Origin of the sequence: Novosphingobium sp. B 225, assembly GCF_002198665.1 — a bacterium.
In the GTDB taxonomy this organism is placed as follows: domain Bacteria; phylum Pseudomonadota; class Alphaproteobacteria; order Sphingomonadales; family Sphingomonadaceae; genus Novosphingobium.
Genome location: NZ_MWLM01000003.1, coordinates 1 through 19388, shown reverse-complemented (window position 1 = coordinate 19388; position 19388 = coordinate 1). Strand labels below are relative to the sequence as shown.

The following is a 19388-nucleotide window of genomic DNA, read 5'->3' as shown; positions in this document are numbered from 1 at the left end:
AGTACCCTCAAATGCCCTGTCATTCTCAAAGCCCAACGCGATCAGGCAATGCAGACCTTACTTGAGGGCACAAATCGCTGCATCGACGTGGACTGCCGCGAGGGAAAGACCCAAAGCGTCCAAATCCTCGAGCATCTGGCTCAGGTCGGCCAGCAATTTTTCCTTCGGGTCACTAAGGACCGTTTCAGCGGCGCATTCGTGCTTCAAATCGTGAATGACGGCCAGAGCCAGGTTCGATCGACGATGCACGCCAGGTTCCACAGCCGTATTCCTACCGGTCAAAGCAAACGAAATGTTACTCTTGGCTCAGAGCGCCAGCAATTCCCAAAACTCCAGATTGCCTAAGCAAATCAGCAAATGCCTAAACGAAACGCTTAGGCTTTGGCTGGGTCGATGGCTATCCTAAGCGTTGCGGTCACGCCGCCGTTGGAATTTGCGGTTAAGGACATCGAGCCAGAGTGATGCTCGGCCACCTCCTGGCAGATTGAAAGACCGATCCCGACACCAGTTTCCTTGCTGGTCTGGAACGCGCCGAAAGCGGTCTGGACCTCCTCCGGAGAGAGGCCTTGGCCATTGTCGACGACATGGATTTCAATCCAATCAGTGCCCGAGCGGCGACAGTGCACCGATACGAGCGCGTCCTGCACAGATGCGTCAAATGCCTCCATTGCATTGCGTAGCAAGTTGATGGTCGCAAGTGCAATTTCTGACGCGCAGACCAGGGCAGTGGTCTCCCCCGTCGATGGTTGGAGCCGAAGCCTGATGTGGCGACGTTCAAATTCACTTTGAATCAGATCGACCTGATCACTGACCACCTCACGGATGTCGGCCATGGCATATTTGCGGTCTTTTTGAGTCGTGAGGAGCCGAATGTTTTCGATCAGTCGTGCGGCACGGGCGACGTTGCTTTCCACGCCGACGAGCGCACAAAGCGTTTCCGGCGCGTTTTGGTACTCGACAACGGACCAGTTCCGGACCGCTTGGCAATAGGTCAAAGCGGCTGCGATTGGTTGGTTGACTTCGTGGGCGATGCTAGCACCGAGAGCTTCGACAATTGATATGCGATTGAGCTGAATCGTCTTCTCGCGCGCTTCCTTCTTGGCTTTTTCAATCTCCATTTCAGCCTTTAGGGCGGCCATCTGCAACGTGACCGCGCCAAGCTTTTCGATGAGCATCGCCCGCACAGACAGGACCAGATGCTGCAGCAGGAAGCCGGCAGCGCTCAGGATGAGCGCATTGAGTATCAACGATGGCGATGCACTTGATGCTGCATCCTCGGCGGAGACGGTCCGCGCGGCGCACAATGCGACCGCAACAAAAACTCCAAAATTTAGTATAAGTACTGATTTAAGATTGAAAATTATTGCATTTATAATAAAATACATCACAGAATAACAAACTGTAATGGCGTTTATGGATTTGTTTAAAATAAATGTGTGATACAATATTGTTAATATAAACACTAAGTCGAAGCAAAGCACTGCAATAGGTATGGCATAAAATCTCTTGCGATATATGCCGATTGCCAAATTTGTGAGGACAGAAAGAATTATTATTGCATAGACGGATTTTAGGCTAAGTTCGCCTGTTGCTAAATCTGGACCGTCATTGATAATGCAAAGTACGAATCCAATGAAGATGCAGATATAGGCCGCAATATTAAACTTCCGGTTCGAAAAAAGTTCGCCCCATTCCGGTTGGGACATGAGCAGAAATCGATCCAGAAACATCAGGTATTTCGACCATACTTGTTGTGCAAAATCAATAAATTGCTCAAGCTCGTCGATTTAATTTTGAAATTTATATTTCTCCGATGAACTCGGACGGTGGATGTGCTCAAGGCACGTTTGCACGCAACCTCCTTGATATGGAGTCCGGACGACAGGTCGTCCAGAATTTCGCGCTCCTTTGGAGACAAGGCGGTCATGTTTTCTTGATAGGTGCTGCGGATGCGGCCATCTTCCTCGGCGCGCACAGACTGTTCCATGGCTTCCGACACCGCGTCAATTAGCTGCTGTTCGCGAAATGGCTTTGGCAAAAATTCGACGGCACCTGCCTTCATCGCGGACACGGCCATCTGGATATCGCCGTGACCCGTAAGGAAGACAATTGGAATGGTTTGTTGTGCCTGGGCCAGACGCCGTTGTATTTCCAAGCCACTGATCCCAGGAATCCGAACGTCCAGTAACACGCATCCGGAAACGCCTTCTTCGACACGATCGAGGAAGCTTTGCGAACTTGTGAACGCCTCGACCTGATAGCCCAACGAACGAAGCAGCGATTCCAGCGACTGACTAATCTCGGCATCGTCATCGACGATGAAGACCGTGTTGCCCTTGGTAGTCGCCCCCCAGTTTTTGTCCGTGGCTTGCGCTGTCATTTCCGGTCACCAGGTTTAGCGTCCAAAGAGGACTTCGAAAGCTTCCAACTGCAAGTCAGCGACGCTAACTCGCTCGCTTGCGATCTTCAAGCAGGGAAGTGTTGACATGGACTCTGGACAAGCAGCGGGCAGCGTCTTGAAATGCCAGCAACCGATAGGTTGCTAGACAGCAACCAAGCGTTATCGCAGGCAGTTGTTCCTATCGTCGTGGCGCTGGTTTGCGGTCAGTGTCGCCGTTTATTCCGTTTTTTCTGTTTGTCATGGCCGCGCCCGCCGTGATCCCCGTGCCCGTGCCCGTGCCCGCCATGATCGCCGTCACAATGGTCGTCGTCGTGATCATCGTCGTCATCATGCGGTGGCGGCGTACCCGTGCCAGTGATGGTCAGCGCGGTGGCGTTCCCGGGTGCTTGTGTAAAGGCATAGCTATAGTTGCCGCTGCTGCCGCTCAGGCCCGAGCCATTGATCGGATAACTACCTGCAGCACTGGTTGTCGTCGCGGTTGTCGTGAAGACTGCCGTACCAGTCGTGGTAGTTGCCATCGTATCGCCGTTGACCAGGCCATTGGCCGACGTCGTTCCCGTGAAAACGGGGTTGGCCACGCCAGTTGCTCGGCTGTATGGATTGGCGGTGTAGGTGATGGTCAACGAGCGGGGTGTGATCGACAGACTGGCACCGGTGAAGCTGAGCGCGTAGTTAGGCGTGGCCGCCAGCGTCCCCTGAGTGATCGCGTAGGTCCCGACATTCGAAGCCGCTGTCGCTCCTGTTGCCAGTGCGCCGGACAGGGTGTCACCGCCCACGAGGCCCATACCGCCGATCGTGTAGGTCAGGGTTGGATTGGCATTGCCATAAATCCGGCTTTGGCCATTCGCGGTAATCGACAAGGAACGCGGGGTGACCGAAAGGGCCGTGGCATTGCCCGCCGCCTGGACAAAGCTGTAGCTGTAGTTGCCGCTGGTTCCGGACAGTCCCGAACCGGTGATGGCATAGTTACCAACGTTTGACACTGCATTGGCGGTGCTCGCAAACACCGCCGAACCGGCGAGGGTTCCAGCAGAGGTATCCGTGCCGACCAGTCCGCTCACGCTCACGCTCCCGCCGAACGCCGGATTGGCGTTGCCATAGATCCGGGACAGCAGGTTGGCGAGGTAGGTAACCGTAAGCGGCGCTTTGGTGATCGTGCCGATTGCGCCAGAGGCCGATGTGGGCAGGATGTAGTTGCCAAGATCGGTCCCGGCATTCGCCACGAAGTTGCTCCGCGCAAGTGCTGCCGTCACCACGATCCCGGTTCCGGCGTTGGCCGAAGCATAGCTGCCCACCGTCTGATTGACGCTCGCCCCATCACCGTTGACGAAGCCGGTCAGCAGGAAGTTTGAGGCCACAAGGTTGGCAAGCAGCGATCCGTCGTAAGTCTTGCTTGCCGAACCGGTCAGGCTTGCGGTGATGATGTTGAGCAGGGCCGGTGTGATTGTCAGCGCCGTCGCGTTGCCAGGGGCCTGCTCGAAGAAATAGATGTAGTTCGCGCTGCTTCCCGACAGGCCGCTGCCAATGATCGCATAGTTGCCGACGCCAGAGGTGGCGTTCGCCAAGCTGGAATAGCTGGCACTGCCCGCCGTAACCCCGCTCAACGTATCACCATTGACCAGACCTGATGCCGCCTGCGTTCCGGAAAAGACTGGATCGGCTGCGCCGTAAGTCCGGCTGGCCAGATTGGCGGTATAGGTGATGGTCAGCGGTGCCGGGGTGATCGTCAGGCCGTTCGCATTGGACGCATAGGTGATCGAATAGTTGCTCGACAACCCGTTGCTGAACACGGCATTGGAACTGCCCAATACATAGCTGCCAACGCCCGACAGTGCCGTTGCTGCGCTGGCGAGATCGACCGCTGACACCGTGTCTCCATTCACAAGCCCCGTGGTTGCATCAGACGCAGCGGCAATTGCGGTGCCGCTTGCGGGCGTGATGCCGCCATAGATCCGCGAAACCGGGTTCGCCATCAGCGTCAGCAGGCGCGGGGTGATCGTCAATGCGGTGGCATTGCCCGCCGCTTGCTCAACCGCGTTCAGCACGTAGTTGGGGCTACTGACAGACAGGCCATTGCCAATCAGGGCATAGCTGCCGACGTTGGAATAGGTGGAGGCCGGCGTGCCGAAGGCCAGACTACCGTTGGTGACCCCGGCCAAGGTATCGCCATTGACCAGTCCGATCGCTGAAACTGATCCTCCATAGGCGCCAAATGGATCCACAACGCCATAAGCCCGGCTATAGGGATTGGCGGTATAGATCAGCCGCAGCGCTGCCGGATCGATGGTCAATGTACCATCGACATAGGTCAGATCGTAATTTGTGGCGCTGCCGCCCGATCCAGTGATGGCATAACTGCCGACATTGCTGGCCAGGGTGCCGGCGGTGCCAAAGACCAGGCCGGAAACCACATCGCTGCCATCGCCGTTGCGCAGGCCGCTGAACGTGCCGGTGAACAGCGGATTGGCCTGGCCGTAGATCCGGCTGAAGCTGTTCGCCGTGATGGTCAGCGGCGCTCTGGTGATGGTCAGCACGCCGGGTGCCACGGCAAACCCATAGCCGATGTCTGACAGCAGCGAGGCACTGTCGAGCGTGATCGCATAGTCCCCCACGCCCGAACCCGGCGTGGCCGAAGTGGTGAACAGCGGGGTGCCGGTGAAGGCTTCCCATGCCGCATCGCCGTTGACCAGCCCGCCGGTAACCGAGCCGGTAAATTGCGGATTGGCCAGGCCGTATTCGCGGCTGACCGCATCAGGTGTTACGGTGATGATCGGCTGGCGGGTATAGACAAACCGCGATCCGGCCTGGGTGACCGATCCTGGCGGGGTGCTGGAATAGCTGCGGTTATAGAGGTTTGAGGCCACGATCCCGCCCCGCAGATCGGCGTCCCAGTCATTCGAATAGACCAGGAATCGCCCGTCGCCGGTCAGGTTCAGCGCCGCTGCACTGCTGTTGTTGGTAAAGCTGCGCCCGGCCAGCACGATCGCATTGCCCGCACCGCTGGCGCTGAGCTGGGCGCCGCTGCTCAGGGCAATCCCGCCGCTCGCCGCCGCACCGCTGTTGAGCACCGAGATGGCCGAACCGCTGAGCGAGCCGAGCGTGATCGCTCCGCTACCACTGTTGGTCTTGCCCGCGCCGCTGCGCAGGTCGATCGCAATGCTGCCGGTCCCGGCATCGATCGATCCGCTCGCGCCAAAGGCAATCACCGCATCGCCCGCCGCGCGCTGGGCATCGACTACGCCGTTTGCCAGCAGATCGTTGGCATAGAGCGCAATATTGCCGTTGTCGGTGGTGATCTCGGCATTGACAAAAATCGACCGCCCCGCCGCCAAAGTCAGCGCCCCGCCGTTGCCGGTGGGATTATTGACGGTGATCGCTGAGTTGACCGTGATGTCATTGTTGGCCTGCAAGGTCAGCGCCGTCCCGCTATCCAGCACCCGCCGCACCGCCGCCGATGAAATCGTCATGTCCTGCGCCTGCGCGCGGGCATAAGTGAGGGCATTGAGATCGCTGAGGCCGACGTAGATGCGCGATTGGTTGGGGGAACCACCAGTCTCGCCGACCAGGAAAGCTGATCCGCTGCTGCCCAGATATTGCAATGGATGGGCTGAGCCGGTGCTGATGAAACTGTTTTCCAAGCTGACCGGACCGGTGGATGGGATGGTTCCGGACATCCATGTCACAATGCCGCGATTTGTCGCAGACTTGGAATTCTGCAACAGGATGTTGCCGCCACCAAGCTCGATCAGGAAGCGGCCAGGCGCCTCCCAGTCGGCACTTAGCCCCCCGATGGTATCTTCTACTGCTGTGCCAACCAGGCTGTTGCTTGCAGAAACAGCTCCGACTGTGCCGCCCGTTCCTGATCCCAAGGTCGCCAACCCAGCGGCAACTATGCCGCCATTCTTCCAAAGAGGTGTTCTTGCAACATAATTCCCGTTGGACAGCGCGAATGCGCTGTAATAGCCAAAATAATCGCCCGGATTTGCACCCACCAGACTGTTCGCGGCGGAAATTGTTCCGGATATTCCAGTGATACCCGAAGCCCAGGTCACAGCGCCTGTGCCATTGTTCCAGCCCGGATTGCTCACGACGTAATTTCCGTTCGTCAGCGCCGTAATGCCGGTAGTCCCGCCAACAAATTGATCATTGGCTTCGCCGAGGTATTGGTCGGCCTGCGTTCCGACCAGACTGTTGGAGGCACTCACGACACCGGCAATGCCGCTGACGCCTGATCCAAAAGTTACGGCCCCTGCATTGTCAGCACCCGTTGCTGTATTATTCCAGCCGGGGCTGGAAACGACATAGTTGCCGTTGGTCAGAACGGTCACGGAAGCCCCTACAGCATCACCCGGGTTGCTGCCTGCCAGGCCGGTTGATCCGACCAGACTGTTGGCTGACGAAACCACGCCGACTGTCGGGCTTGCCGCCGAGCTCCAGGTGACCGCACCGGCGCTATTCGACCAAGTTGGGCTGACAACAACAAAATTTCCGCTCGGCAAGACTGTAATGGCTGGTATCGGGATAGGATTGAACTGCGGGTCATAGTGCACTTCACCAGAGCCAATCCGGTCATTGGCTTGCGATCCGATCAGGCTGTTTGCAGAAGTAATTGCGCCAACCGTGCCGCCGGTGCCGCCAAGCACCGTGACCGCACCCATTGCCAGCGCGCTGCCATCGGTCCAATTGGGCTGGGCAACAACAAGGTTGCCGTTGGCCAGTTCTGCAGAGCTGGTAACATTGCCGACCCGGGCATTGACGGCGGTTCCCACCAGGCTGTTGCTGGCCGTAATGCTTCCAACCGTGCCGCCCGTGCCGTTGCCCCAGGTCAGCGCACCCGCCCCGGCGATTACTCCGTTGTGCCAGTTGGTGCTCAGGACATAATAGTTGCCATTCGAAAGCGCGATCGGGCTGATCGAGCTGACCTGATCGCCCGCTGTCGTGCCGACCAGGCTGTTGCTGACTGAAACCGCCCCACCGGTGCCGCCGGTCCCGGATCCCCAGGTTGCCGCCCCGGCATCGACCACGCCGGCATTGTCCCACAGCGAACTGCTGACGACATAGTTGCCATTGGTCAGCGCCAGAACGCCTTTGTTCCCAACCTGATCGCTGGCCACGGAACCCACGATACTGTTGGCCGCGCTGACCGCGCCGACCGTGCCACCAGTCCCCGAACCCCAGGTTGCTGCCCCGGCATTGACGACTGCGCCATTATCCCAGTTCGGCGTGACGAGAACGTAATTGCCGTTGGTCAGTTCGGTTATGCTGGCCTGATTGGCTGCCACGCCATCATTGGCGGTCGAACCGACCAGACTGTTGGCAGAGGACACGGCTCCGGCAACTCCGGTCAGCCCTGATCCCCAGGTCAGCGCCCCGGCATTGACCACCGCACCATTGTCCCAATTCGGACTGCCAACCAGATAATTGCCGTTGGACAGGGCGGTAACGAAGGTGCCGACCTGATCGCTCGCCTTGGTTCCGACCAGACTGTTTGCTGAAGATACGGCACCCGTAACGCCAGTCAGACCCGATCCCCAGGTTACCGCACCCGCATTGAGAGCCGCGCCGTTGCGCCAGAAGGTATTGCTGACCAGATAGTTGCCGTTACTGAGTACCGTGATCGGAGAAAGTCCGACCCGGTCATTCGCCGACGTGCCCACCAGGCTGTTGAGCGCAGAAATGGTGCCGGTGATGCCGCTGGTGCCCGAAGCCCAGGTTACAGCACCCGCATCAACAACCGCACCATTGTCCCAGGTCGGGCTGGAAACGAGATAGTTGCCGCCGGGCAGGATTGTTACCCGCGTGCCGACACTGTCGTTCGCCTTGCTGCCCACAAGGCTGTTGCTCGCGGAAACGACGCCGCTGATGCCTGTGCTGGCCGATCCCCAGGTAACCGCACCGGCATTGGCCAGCGCACCGTTGTCCCAGACGGAATTGCGGATGACGAAATTGCCATTGGTCAGAACCGAGATTCGATCTTCGTAAGGTGTGATGCTGTGTGCACCGAGCGCATCATTCGCGCGTGACCCCGTCAAAGTGCTTACCAGGGCACCAGTAACAATGTCATAAACATAGACCGCGCCAGCATTCAGCGCGGCAAAATCATCACCTTCCGAACTTACCACGACCTTGCCTGTTGGCAGAATCAGCGTGGTAAAACCAAACGAATTCCCCGCCGCCGGATGTGGATCGAGCAGTTCATATTGCGGAAAGCGGGCGGTGGCATCGTCGATGGTCAGGTTGCGGGGGTCGAGCAGCAGGCTGCCTTTCACGCCCAGCGGCGCGCTGGCATCGGCACTGCCGCCGAACACGACATCGCCCTTGGATGACAGCTCGATCGCACCGCCATCACCCCCACTCGCGCCGCCGCGCGCATTGGTGGTGCCCCAGGCGCGGGTCAGGTCGGTGGACCAGACGTCAATCGTCCCGCCTTTGCCACCGCCCAGTGCCGATGCGCTTAGCGTGGTTGCGGGCGACAGCTCGACGCTGGCGGCATCGATGGCAAGACTGCCATCGGCCTGCACCGAATTGCCGATCCGGATCGCCCCGCCGCCGCTCTGGCCATCGACGTTACCCGTCGCCGCAACCAGCGTGATTGCCTGCCCGTGCAGATCGAGCGAGCCGCCACCCTGTGCGCTGCCCTGCGCCAGCATCGTGCTGGACGAGAACAGGCCTGCGCCCCCGCTCAGCGAAATCGAGCCGCCCGCCGCGCCGCTGGCGTCGATCAGGGACGATGTGGTGGCGATGGTGTGATCGTCCGCCGCCAGCGCAATCTTGCCGCCGGTGCCGCTCGTGCTGCTGGCGCTGAGGCGGGCCGTGCTGGCGATATTGGCCGCGCCAACATCGATCGAACCACCGCCCGTGCCGCCATCGGCACTGACGGCGCCGTTCAGGAAGGCCAGCCCGGTGGTGCCGATCCGCACGGTGCCGCCACTGCCTGCGCCATCGGCGATGATCGCGCCATCGTGGCTGAGCAGCGCGCCCGCAATCGCCACGTTGCCACCGGCGCTGCCTGACGCGTCGATCAGCGCGTTTTTGCCGAGTTCGACATCGCCGGTCGCGGCAATCGCGATCCGACCGGCAGTGCCGGTCAGGCTGACGGTGCCGTCGGCATTGCGGCTCGCACCGCTGGCCGAAACCATCCCGTCCACCCGCACCGATCCGTTCACCGCATCGCGCGCGGCGTTCGCGGTCAGCAGGATGGTTCCGCCCTGCGCGCTGATCGCTCCGGTCGATTCCACGCCGCCGCCGCCATCGACGCGGGCAAAGCCGTCACCCGGCGCAAAGCTGATCAGCCCGTCGCCCGCAAGATCCAGCGTGAAGCGATCGCTCGCCCCTATTGCTATCCGCCCCAGCCTGGCCTGGATCAGCCCGCTGTTGACTACGTGCGGCGCGACAAAGGCAGCAATCCCCGCATCGCGCGCACTGATCGATCCCTGTACCACGATCTCGGCATTTTCAGCCCCGGCCGCATCGAAGCGGTACTGGCCAGTGGAGCGCAGGAAGGCGCGGTTGTCGGTATCGGCGGTGCTGACCACCAGCCCGCCGACATGGACCTTTGCATCCTTGCCGAACACGACACCGCTACCGTTGATGACGAACACGTTGCCATTGGCAGTCAGGCTGCCCAGAATCTGGGTCGGCGCGCCGTTGGTAACCCGGTTGAGGGTGATCGATTCCGCTCTAGGCTGCTGAAAGCGGATGCTTTCATCCTGACCCACATCGAACGACTGCCAGTTGATGATCGCCCGGTCAGTGCTTTGCGATACCGTGACATCGCCGCTGCCCTGGCCACTAACCCTTGCCCCGCCCGCCACGATCTGCGCGCCGTCCGGGCCGGCCCAGGCCGGCGTTGCCGACACTGCGCACAGGGTGGTGGTGATCAACAGGAGCCGACGCAAGGTGGTGGTGGCCATGGTATTCCTCCAGTTCCGATTCATAGCGTCATGCCGATTGACCCAAACAGGCGCAGGCCCCTGTCCGGATTGGTCATCGACGAGATCAGCGGCTTGGCAAGCGAAGCCGAAATAGTGAGATTGTTCGGGAGCGAACCCCGCAGGCCAATGCCCAGCGATGCGCCTTCCTCATGGCGCAGTTCACCAACGTCTAGGCCACCACGTTGCCGCATCAGGCCAAAATCGCCAAATGCGTAGGGTGTGAGTCGGGCCCCGCCGTTCAGCTCGAACGTGCGGGAAGCCTCGATGCTGCCAAGCAGGCAATGATCGCCGCCAATGGCTCCGGGGAAATAGGCTTGGCCTGCGTGCTGGCCGCCATAGGCGCATTCAACCGGGGCGAGTTTTGCCCCGGCAAGCGTCGCTTCGCCTTCAAGATTGATCCGCAGGTTGACCGGCCCCGTCGGCCTTTCGCTGTAGAGCCGGGCCGAAAGCGTGGTGGTCGCTGGCGTCGCAAAAATCCGGCTGGCAAGCGGATTGAACCACGGCGTCGCGCCAAGTCCGGCCACCCCCTTGGCAATGCCCAGATGCGCGATCGACCTGCCGCCTTTGCGATCCGCCCAGTCATAGCTGACCCCGGCCGAAAATGTCCTGATCCGGTCGCGCACCTGGATGCTGCCGAGCAGTGCCGACTGACTGTTGACTGCCTCGAACGCGGCATCCAGGGAAAGATTGCGGCTGCGCGACCTGATCAGCGGATAGCTGAGCCCCATATTCCAGCCAGCTTCGCGTCCGCGAAAATCCAGAGCGGCCAGCAAGCCAGTGCGAGCGCGGGTCCGTGCCAGCGAACCGCCCAGCGACACCATCAATCCTTGTCCACCAAACGGGACCGAATATGTGGCCGAAACAGACTTCAACGCGGCATGGTCGAGTCCGGTCCTGGAGCTGGCTGCCAATGTATCGCCCGCCAGGAGGACGGAGTTCAATGTGACGCCCAAACTGGCCGTATAGCGTCCGAATTCCGGGCGTAGCCGGTTGTCGATGGTCAGTCGCGCCTGCGCCGGATCTGCATCGATCGTGACGATCAGATCCGAAGCGCTGTTGCTTGCCGATGCCGGGACCACCGTGACCCGGGCGGAGATTCCGCCTAGATCATTAAGCAGCAGCAGCGCCCGTTCAAGTGCGCCGGAGCTCAGCGGCCCCGTTCCACGGAGGTGAGCCAACCTTGCTTCGGCCAGCCGCTGCAGGGCGGCTTGCCCTACAAATACGCCCTTTCCGCTCGTCCGCACTTCAATCTTGCCGAGCCGGGCTTCGATCGCGGTAATCCGGACGACCCCATCGGTAATTGTTTGTTCGGGTGCGTAGGCAAATGAGAAGCCGTATCCCTTGTTGGCGTAGAGCTGAGTGAGCTCGCGCGCGACACGCCTCACATCGGAAAGCGTGGCGTCCTTGCCGACGACCGCTGCCGCAAGCGCTTCAAGTTCAGTCGGCCCGAATATCGTGACGCCATCAAAACGGATCCGGCGCAATTCAAAGCTGACGTCGTTCGCTGACTTCTGCGGCGCCTCATCCAACGCTACGTCCGGCGCCGAGCGCGGTTGAGATTTTGGCATCGGCTCTGGACGATCCGCATCTCTTATCGTGCCAGACCGCCCCCCGGTGACGGTTTGAGCGACCGCATCCACGCTTGCCGCGCAGTACAGGACCATTCCAGCGATGATAAGGATATGCCGCCCAGGGTTCATCATGGCTCTGGTCATTGCAATCGCAGGTTGATCATTGGGGGTGTGCCCAGAACCGCGCATGTAATCCTGGGCTGCGCTGCTGCTGCAAGCCGACAGAAGCAAAAGCGAAACGGAGGGTAACCCGCGAACTCAGCCATCGTCTTGCCCCCGTTGATTCAGTTCAATGCCATCAATAACGAGGTTCCCAAGAAGATTGGGAGCGCGCATCTATCAAATGATAGATGCGCGCTATGAGGTCCGAAAATAACGCCCAAAAGGTGATTGGTCCAAGCTGACGATCCGAGCGATTTGTTCTCGCGAAAGTCCAGAGGGGATGCGTATGAGCAATGCGAAACGGCGCAATTGCAGACCTAATTTTCACTTTTGTTGCGTGTAACCGTTAATCCAAACTAATCGCGCGACTTTCGGGAAATGGTTGCCAGAGCATGCCCTCTCTGTGCCAAAATGGCGCGACAGTTGGCAACTTTGTGTTCGAATCTCCGCACTTGACCGATCTGCGAAATCTACGCAGAGCTTGGCTTGTCGGACAAAAATGAAATTTCAGAGGTACTTCGGAACAAGCCAGAAGATGGGGACGCAATGAGCGAGCAGGAACTGGGCAGATCGCTGATCGCTGGCGATGTGCGGGATGCTGACCTGATCGCCAGCCTCTATGACATTGCCCTTGAACCTGAGCGGCTGGATGAACTTGTCTCTCACTGGACCAATCGGATCGATACGTCCGTTGGCTCCCAACGACCGGAATCCAGCCCGCTTGCCGATCTCGGGGTCCTGTCTGACGAAAGGATCATGCCGCACCTCTCACGGGTTGAGGGGATCCTGCAATCCATGATGATCTCTTCGGAAGCCGTGTTCAGTTCGATCGACGACTGGGTGAGGATGAAGAACCATGCTGCGATCGTCTTTGATCGTAACGCCAGGGTCGTCACTATGAATGCCGCTGCCGATCAGGCATTCAGGATTAGCCCCGGTGCAGGTATCGCAGAGCTTGGTCTCGAAGAGGCTGACGCTGAATTTCTGCGCCAGTGTCTCGTCCGGCAAGTTAATTCCTCCCCGCGCCAGCGCTTGCTTCGCTTACGGCAGCGCGGCGACTCGCCGCCACTGGTGGCACTGGTGGTCGATCCGCTTCTGGAAAACAGAGACTATGTCGGCGTGATCACGAGCGCAGTCTCCTGGCCCGGCAAGCTGTCCGGTCTGCTCGAAGCCTCGTTCGGACTGACCGGTGCGGAATGCGACGTCCTCAAAGACCTTACGCTGGGACGAAATGTCAGAGAAATGGCCATCGAAACCGGACGTTCCGAAGGGACGATCCGGACCCACATCCATGCGCTCCTGTCCAAAACAGAAACCCGCACTCAAGTCGAGGTGGTGCGGCTCGCGCTGGGCCTGTTTGACGTGGCGAGCGCATTCGGCACCGATGACGCGGGCAGACCCGACGCGCGAAGCTTGAACAACATCTACCAGACTATGATGCTGAGCGATGGGAGGCGTTTCAACTATCTCGACCTGTGCGACAAAGGAGGAAAACCGTTTCTGCTGCTGCCCGGAAATATCAGCCTGACCCGGCTGCCGGCTGATGCTGAATTCAAGCTGGCACAGTCCGGCTATCGAATGATCGTTCCGATCCGCGCGGGATATGGTTTTTCTTCGCCATTGCCGGCGGGACAGGACGCAGCCGATACCGGCGTAGCCGATATCGTCGAGCTGCTGCGGTTTCTGAAAATCGGACCCGTCCCGATCGTCTGTATGGTCAGTGATATGCGGATTGCGACACAGCTGGCGGTTCGCGAGGAAGGCCTAGTTACAGCCATCATCGGTGCCAGCGCAATGCTTCCGCTAGTCGAGCCCGGCCATTTCGCCCGCCTCGATAAATTCACTAGATTTGTCATGGCAAACGGCCGCGCCGCGCCGCGAACGCTCGGCTTCATTGCGATGATCTTTTTCATTTTTGCCTATCGGCAAGGGGTCAAACGCTTCCTCGAACTGGTGCTCGATGGTTCAGAAGCTGATCGCCTTGCGCTCAATAACCCTGACATTCTGGATGCGCTCATTCGCGGCTCACATGCCATTCTACGCCCTCATTTCAAAGCTCATGTCGCCTGGGCGCAAGACATCGTCGCCTTCACTACGGATTGGCGGGACAGCCTACTGCGTTGCACGGTACCCATTACCTTGCTGGTCGGCGATCAATCGCCATGGGTTCCGATCGAAACAGTCCGCGAATTCGCTGCGCGCGCGTCCAATATCGATGTCATTGAATTTGCGGACACAGGGCAACTGCTTGCATACCAGTATCCTGAGGCAATTCTGCACCAGCTTCGGCGATATTCAACGCCATAGCGCTACTTTGGTGGATTTTTGCTGGGTGACCCGATGGGTTTGCAGCCGCAGTGTGGGCATAGGTTGTCCAGCGGCCTGGTTAGGCGACTAATGATAGCCTGCCTGATTGCCAGACAAGCCATGCCCTCACTGCCGGCTTCGGCCTGCCGACCCTCCAATCCCAAGTCTGCCTCAGCACTGCTAGTAAGGACAGACCAGCAATCCTGAGTTGGGTTTCCATCTGACCCCAACCCCGCCCCCGACATCGCATCGCACCCCTCCGCGATATCGCTCCCGCTCGACATATAAGTTCTTCATATGTTCTTTTTTGATTTCCTACAGGATGGATCCCTGCAATCACATTGGCAGGAGGAGAAAAACGCGTAGCTCAAGGTTTGAGTCGTGCTGCAAGATTCTGGACGTAAGCGTTGCGATGGCAATGATTTGCCATCGGAAAGAGTGCCAATCAATTTCATAACCGTTGAAGAGTTCGCGCTGGCGGCCCGGCTCTCCCGAAGGCAAATTGATCGACTGCGAAAGTCCCGGCCCGCAGGCTTTCCAAGGGAATATGAGCTTGGCAGTGGGAGAAGCAAACACCGCAACTGCCCGAGATTCAAACTTTCCGACGTGCAGAAATGGCTTGATTCACGCGCACTTTGGTAGCTCTTCGAGCGGTCCAACAGCCGGTAATGGGATTGATCTCTCGTTCGGGGGCACGCCGAGTTCCTCAGCCACCCCCACACGCTCCGCAATCGCAGCCACTTCGCGCTCCCATTTGAGGAACCAAGCGCGCTTCTCTTCTTCCATCTCGTAGAGATCGTAAGTGCGCTCGAGACCCTTCTTAACGTGATTGAGCATCGCTTCGGCCGTATCGAAGTCGACGTTGAGACGTTTCGTGTTCGACCGAGCCGTCCTTCGGAAATCGTGCGGCGTAAAACGTTCGATCTGCTGTCCAGAAGCCTCGATCATTCGAGCGTGGACCCGGTCTCTGGCTTTGTACCAGACCGAACGATTGCGCGGTCCCTTGATCTTATCGCCTGGGAAGACCCATTCACTGCCACTTTCCATCAACGAAAGTCCCCAGGGGCCGAGCGCGATCCTGTGTTCAGTCGAATTTTTCGAGCGCTCGCTCGGGATGGTCCAGATTCCATCTTCGATCTCATCGGTCCGGGCATTGGCGACTTCGGATATCCGTGCGGCAGTGAGCAGCCACAGCAACATGCCGCGCTGAAAGTGCTTCTGCTCCTCGACCAATGCTGCAAGGAACCATTCAATCTCCTGCATGCTGAGCTTCCTGGAGCGAGGCGTTTCTGGAAACCGCAGGTCACCAAGGCGGCGGGATGGATCAGTTTCTAAGCCAACGGCAAGTCCTCTCAGCGAGGCTGCCCAGCCGAAGAAAACCTTGAGTTCGGCTGCGAGGCGATTTGCCCGGATTTTGGCTTTCCGGCCCTTCTTTTCGACCAGGTTGATCAGGTCGCGCTCGGTCACCTCGTAGACGCAACGCGTGCCAAGAACTGGCTTGATGTCCAGTTCGAAGATGTCGATCTTGTCTTTGACCGTCCGAGGCTTGTTGGGCCGTTTGGCGCGAGAGGATCGCCCTTCGTTGACTGCCACCATATAAAGCTCGTGTGCCTTGGACACAGTCATAATGTCCCGGCGCTTTTCTTCGCGCAGAACCACCCGCGGATCGATGCCGGCGTCAATCTGTTCGTTGATTTTTTCGGCCCACTCGCGCGCATCTGCGATCGTGACGCTTGGGTAGAATCCAGCCAACATAGTCACGATTACGGACGTTTTTGGTATTCTTCTCCGTAACTTCCAGCGCTTTCTTCCAGTTCGCGCGATGATTTCGACAGCCAATCCTGGTGACACAGGATCGACCAACACTCCCTTGCGCAGAGAATCGATAGATGCAGGCGAAAACAATAACTTCTTCGACATGAGCCCAACTCCGGACGGTCTCCGGGGCAGTAAGATCATGGCACAAATCGTGGCACAATATGGGTCAAACTCGGGCCAACAGGGGCAAACCGAGTCTAACTGATTTTTGCCAGGAGTTGTCCGTAAATCACTGTACCGTAACCGAATCACGAGGATTCAGTTGGCTGGGGCGGCAGGATTCGAACCTGCGAATGCCGGTACCAAAAACCGGTGCCTTACCACTTGGCGACGCCCCACCATGCCGGAGCGCGGCCTATAGGCAGGCCGCGCCCGGTTGGAAAGGGGGTTTAGAGTCTGATCCACTTCCATGGAAAGATCACCGGCCCACGCCCCCTCCCGGCCATCCGCGACTGGTGGCCGGCACGGGGCGCAGGTCGGTGGTGCCTGCTTCAGCTCAGCTGAAACAGAGTCTATACAACCAGTTCCACACCTTCGAAGTCGGCAGCAGAATGGCGTTCAGGCATCCGCTGGGTGTTGACCACGCGGCCGCGCTGCACGGCGGGACGGGCGGCGATCTCGGTCACCCAGCGACCGACCGCTTCGTATTGTTCCAGTTCCAGGAATTCGCGGGTGTTGCCATAGGCCAGGCCGGTGTAGAGGTTGCCGAGCCAGGTGAAGGCCGCGATGTCCGCGATCGAATAGTCTTCGCCCGCCAGGAACCGGGTTTCCTTCAGCCGGTTGTTCGCAACGTCGAACAAGCGCTTGGTTTCCATGGCATATCGGTTGATCGGATATTCAAGCTTAACCGGGGCATAGTGGTAGAAATGACCATAGCCGCCACCGATGAACGGCGCGCTGCCCATTTGCCACATCAGCCAGCACAGGCATTCGGTGCGCCCGGCCAGATCCTGCGGAATAAAGGCTTTGAACTTGTCTGCCAGGTGCAGCAGCATCGCGCCACTTTCGAACAGGCGCAGCGGTTCTGCCCCGCTGCGGTCGCACATCGCCGGGATCTTGCTGTTGGGGTTAAGATCGACAAAGCCCGATCCGAACTGGTCACCCTGACCGATGTTGATGATCCACGCATCATATTCCGCGCCGGCATGTCCAGCGGCGATCAGCTCTTCCAGCAGGATCGTCACTTTCTGGCCGTTGGGCGTGCCCAGCGAATAGAGCTGAAACGGGTGGTCCCCCACCGGCAGCTCCTTGTCTTGTTGCGCGCCTGCGGTGGGGCGGTTGATATTGGCGAATTGTCCGCCATTGGCCTTGTCCCAGACCCAGACTGGCGGCGGGGTATATTCGGCATCGGCCATGGGGAGCTCCTCTCAAAGATTGTAAGTAACTATGCCTGAATGGCTACAGTGCGAGCCATTCGCAAGGGGGGATAATGCGCAACTTGCCTTGCCTTGGCCAGCCATGGTTCTAATTCATGGGCGATGACCCGCAGACTTCTGACCGCACTCGCGGCTTTTGCCCTTTCCGCTCCGCTCTCTGCGCAGGAGGCGATCGATCCCGACAACCTGACCGCTACGGTCCGCACCATGGCGGGCGACTGGTTCCAGGGCCGCGCGCCGGGGACTTTGGGGGAGGAACGGACGGTCGGCTATCTGATCGGGCGGTTGCAGGCACTTGGGTTGCAGCCCGGCGGGCCGGACGGCGCATGGACCCAGCAGGTGCCCTTGCTCCACACCCGGCTGGGCACGCCGCAGAGCATTGAACTGGCAACGCCGCAAGGCACTTTGCCGCTGGGGCTGGGAACTGACGTGTACCTTTCCACGCTGCGCGGGGATGATGTGGCGAAAGTGGCCAATGCGCCGTTGGTCTTCGTCGGCTACGGCGTGACCGCGCCCGAACGCAAATGGGACGATTTCAAGGGCCAGGACCTGAAGGGCAAGGTCGCGGTGTTCCTGATCAACGACCCTGATTTCAGCGCCTCCCATGACGAGAAGGTCTGGGGCAAGTTCGGCGGCAAGACCATGACCTATTACGGCCGCTGGACCTACAAGTTCGAGGAAGCCGCGCGGCGCGGGGCCGTGGCGGCCTTGATCGTGCATGACGCCGAAGGGGTCGGTTATGGCTGGAACGTGATCACCAGCCCCGGCGGAGAGAATTACGGACTGGTGCGCAAGGACGGGGCGCAGACCAGTCTGGCCGTGCAGGGCTGGCTGGCGCATGACCTGTCGGACAAGCTGTTCGCCATGGCCGGGCAGGATCTGGCCAAGCTGCGCATCGCCGCACGCTCGGCTAAATTCAAGCCGGTGCCACTGGACGGGGTGACGCTATCGGCTGCGATTCCTTCCACCCACGAAGTCGTCACCAGCCAGAACGTGCTGGCGCGGCTGCCGGGGAGCAAGCGCCCGGACGAAGTCGTGATGCTGGGCGCGCACTGGGACGCTTACGGGCAGGGTAAGCCCGACGCGCAGGGCCGGATCTACCGCGCCGGGGCCAATGATGATGCGCTGGGCGTGGCCGGGGTGCTCGAAGTGGCGCGGCGCATGGTCGCCGCCCCGACGCCGCAGCGCTCGGTCGTGTTCGGGTTCTGGACGGCGGAGGAACGCGGCCTGCTGGGCAGCGAGGCCTATGCGCAGGATCCGGTCTATCCGATGGCCAAGACGGTCGCCAATCTGACCATCGACGTGCTGCAAACCGCTGGCCGTGCGCGCGACGTGGTGCTGATCGGCAAGGGCCAGTCGAGCATGGAGGACGAATTGCTCTCCGCCGCGACCAAGCAGGGCCGTACCGTCACCGATGAAAGCCTGCCCGAACGCGGCCTGTTCTACCGCGCCGATCACTTCCCGATGGCCAAGCGCGGGGTGCCGGTGTTGCTGATGATGGGGCTGGCGGGCGCATCGGACATCGTCGAAGGCGGCAAGGCGGCCGGGCAGGCGTGGATCGATGACTATACCGGGCGCTGCTATCACCAGGCCTGTGACGCCTGGGATGCGAAGTGGAACCTGGACGGCGCAGTGCAGGACATCGAACTGGTCGATACCATCGCCACCGATCTCGCCAATTCAACGCGCTGGCCTGCGTGGAAACCGGGCAGCGAATTTGCGGCGGCGCGGGGCAAAGTGGGGAAGTAGACTTTCCTCCCAAATCCTCCCCCTTTGGGGGAGGTGGCCCGCCAAAGGCGGGTCAGAGGGGGCATGTGGG

Annotated in this window: 9 protein-coding genes and 1 tRNA gene; 2 read left to right on the top strand and 8 right to left on the bottom strand. The window is 59.7% G+C overall.

From position 1 onward, the window contains the following. Positions 1-57 precede the first annotated feature (57 nt). The 5 genes from MNBBLIKP_RS17655 to MNBBLIKP_RS00285 all read right to left on the bottom strand — a co-directional run bounded on the left by MNBBLIKP_RS17655 (position 58) and on the right by MNBBLIKP_RS00285 (position 12038). On the bottom strand, positions 58-261 hold the full coding sequence (locus MNBBLIKP_RS17655; RefSeq protein WP_140420475.1) for a hypothetical protein: 204 nt from the start codon (positions 259-261) through the stop codon (positions 58-60). Between the two features lie 113 nt (positions 262-374). Continuing rightward, the gene (locus MNBBLIKP_RS00300; RefSeq protein ID WP_088306527.1) at positions 375-1730 is read right to left on the bottom strand and encodes a sensor histidine kinase; all 1356 of its coding nucleotides are present in this window, start codon (positions 1728-1730) and stop codon (positions 375-377) included. Then, complete coding sequence (locus tag MNBBLIKP_RS00295; protein WP_088306526.1) at positions 1730-2380, bottom strand: response regulator transcription factor; 651 nt, start codon at positions 2378-2380, stop codon at positions 1730-1732. Before MNBBLIKP_RS00295 ends, MNBBLIKP_RS00300 begins: the two co-directional genes overlap by 1 nt. A 224-nt stretch (positions 2381-2604) precedes the next feature. Continuing rightward, positions 2605-10314, bottom strand: coding sequence for a beta strand repeat-containing protein (locus tag MNBBLIKP_RS00290; protein ID WP_176399580.1), 7710 nt, complete (start codon positions 10312-10314; stop codon positions 2605-2607). Positions 10315-10334: 20 nt separating this feature from the next. Then, positions 10335-12038 carry a ShlB/FhaC/HecB family hemolysin secretion/activation protein gene (locus MNBBLIKP_RS00285; RefSeq protein ID WP_217896636.1) on the bottom strand — a complete coding sequence of 568 codons (1704 nt, stop codon included), beginning with the start codon at positions 12036-12038 and terminating at the stop codon, positions 10335-10337. A 576-nt stretch (positions 12039-12614) separates the two neighbouring features. Here MNBBLIKP_RS00285 and MNBBLIKP_RS00280 point away from each other — a divergent pair. Then, complete coding sequence (locus MNBBLIKP_RS00280; protein WP_088306523.1) at positions 12615-14375, top strand: alpha/beta fold hydrolase; 1761 nt, start codon at positions 12615-12617, stop codon at positions 14373-14375. Between the two features lie 624 nt (positions 14376-14999). Here MNBBLIKP_RS00280 and MNBBLIKP_RS00275 read toward each other — a convergent pair. The 3 genes from MNBBLIKP_RS00275 to yghU form a co-directional block, all read right to left on the bottom strand. Further along, positions 15000-16295, bottom strand: a complete 1296-nt coding sequence (locus MNBBLIKP_RS00275) for a tyrosine-type recombinase/integrase (protein WP_176399578.1) — start codon at positions 16293-16295, stop codon at positions 15000-15002. A gap of 161 nt (positions 16296-16456) precedes the next feature. Further along, positions 16457-16531 (bottom strand) — tRNA-Gln (locus tag MNBBLIKP_RS00270). A gap of 174 nt (positions 16532-16705) precedes the next feature. Next, entirely contained in the window at positions 16706-17548 is an 843-nt protein-coding gene (gene yghU, locus MNBBLIKP_RS00265; RefSeq protein ID WP_088306521.1) for a glutathione-dependent disulfide-bond oxidoreductase, read from the bottom strand. A gap of 123 nt (positions 17549-17671) precedes the next feature. On the opposite strand from yghU, the gene MNBBLIKP_RS00260 reads away from it, so the two are divergent. Beyond that, the gene (locus tag MNBBLIKP_RS00260) at positions 17672-19318 is read left to right on the top strand and encodes a M20/M25/M40 family metallo-hydrolase (protein WP_088306520.1); all 1647 of its coding nucleotides are present in this window, start codon (positions 17672-17674) and stop codon (positions 19316-19318) included. Positions 19319-19388 lie beyond the last annotated feature (70 nt).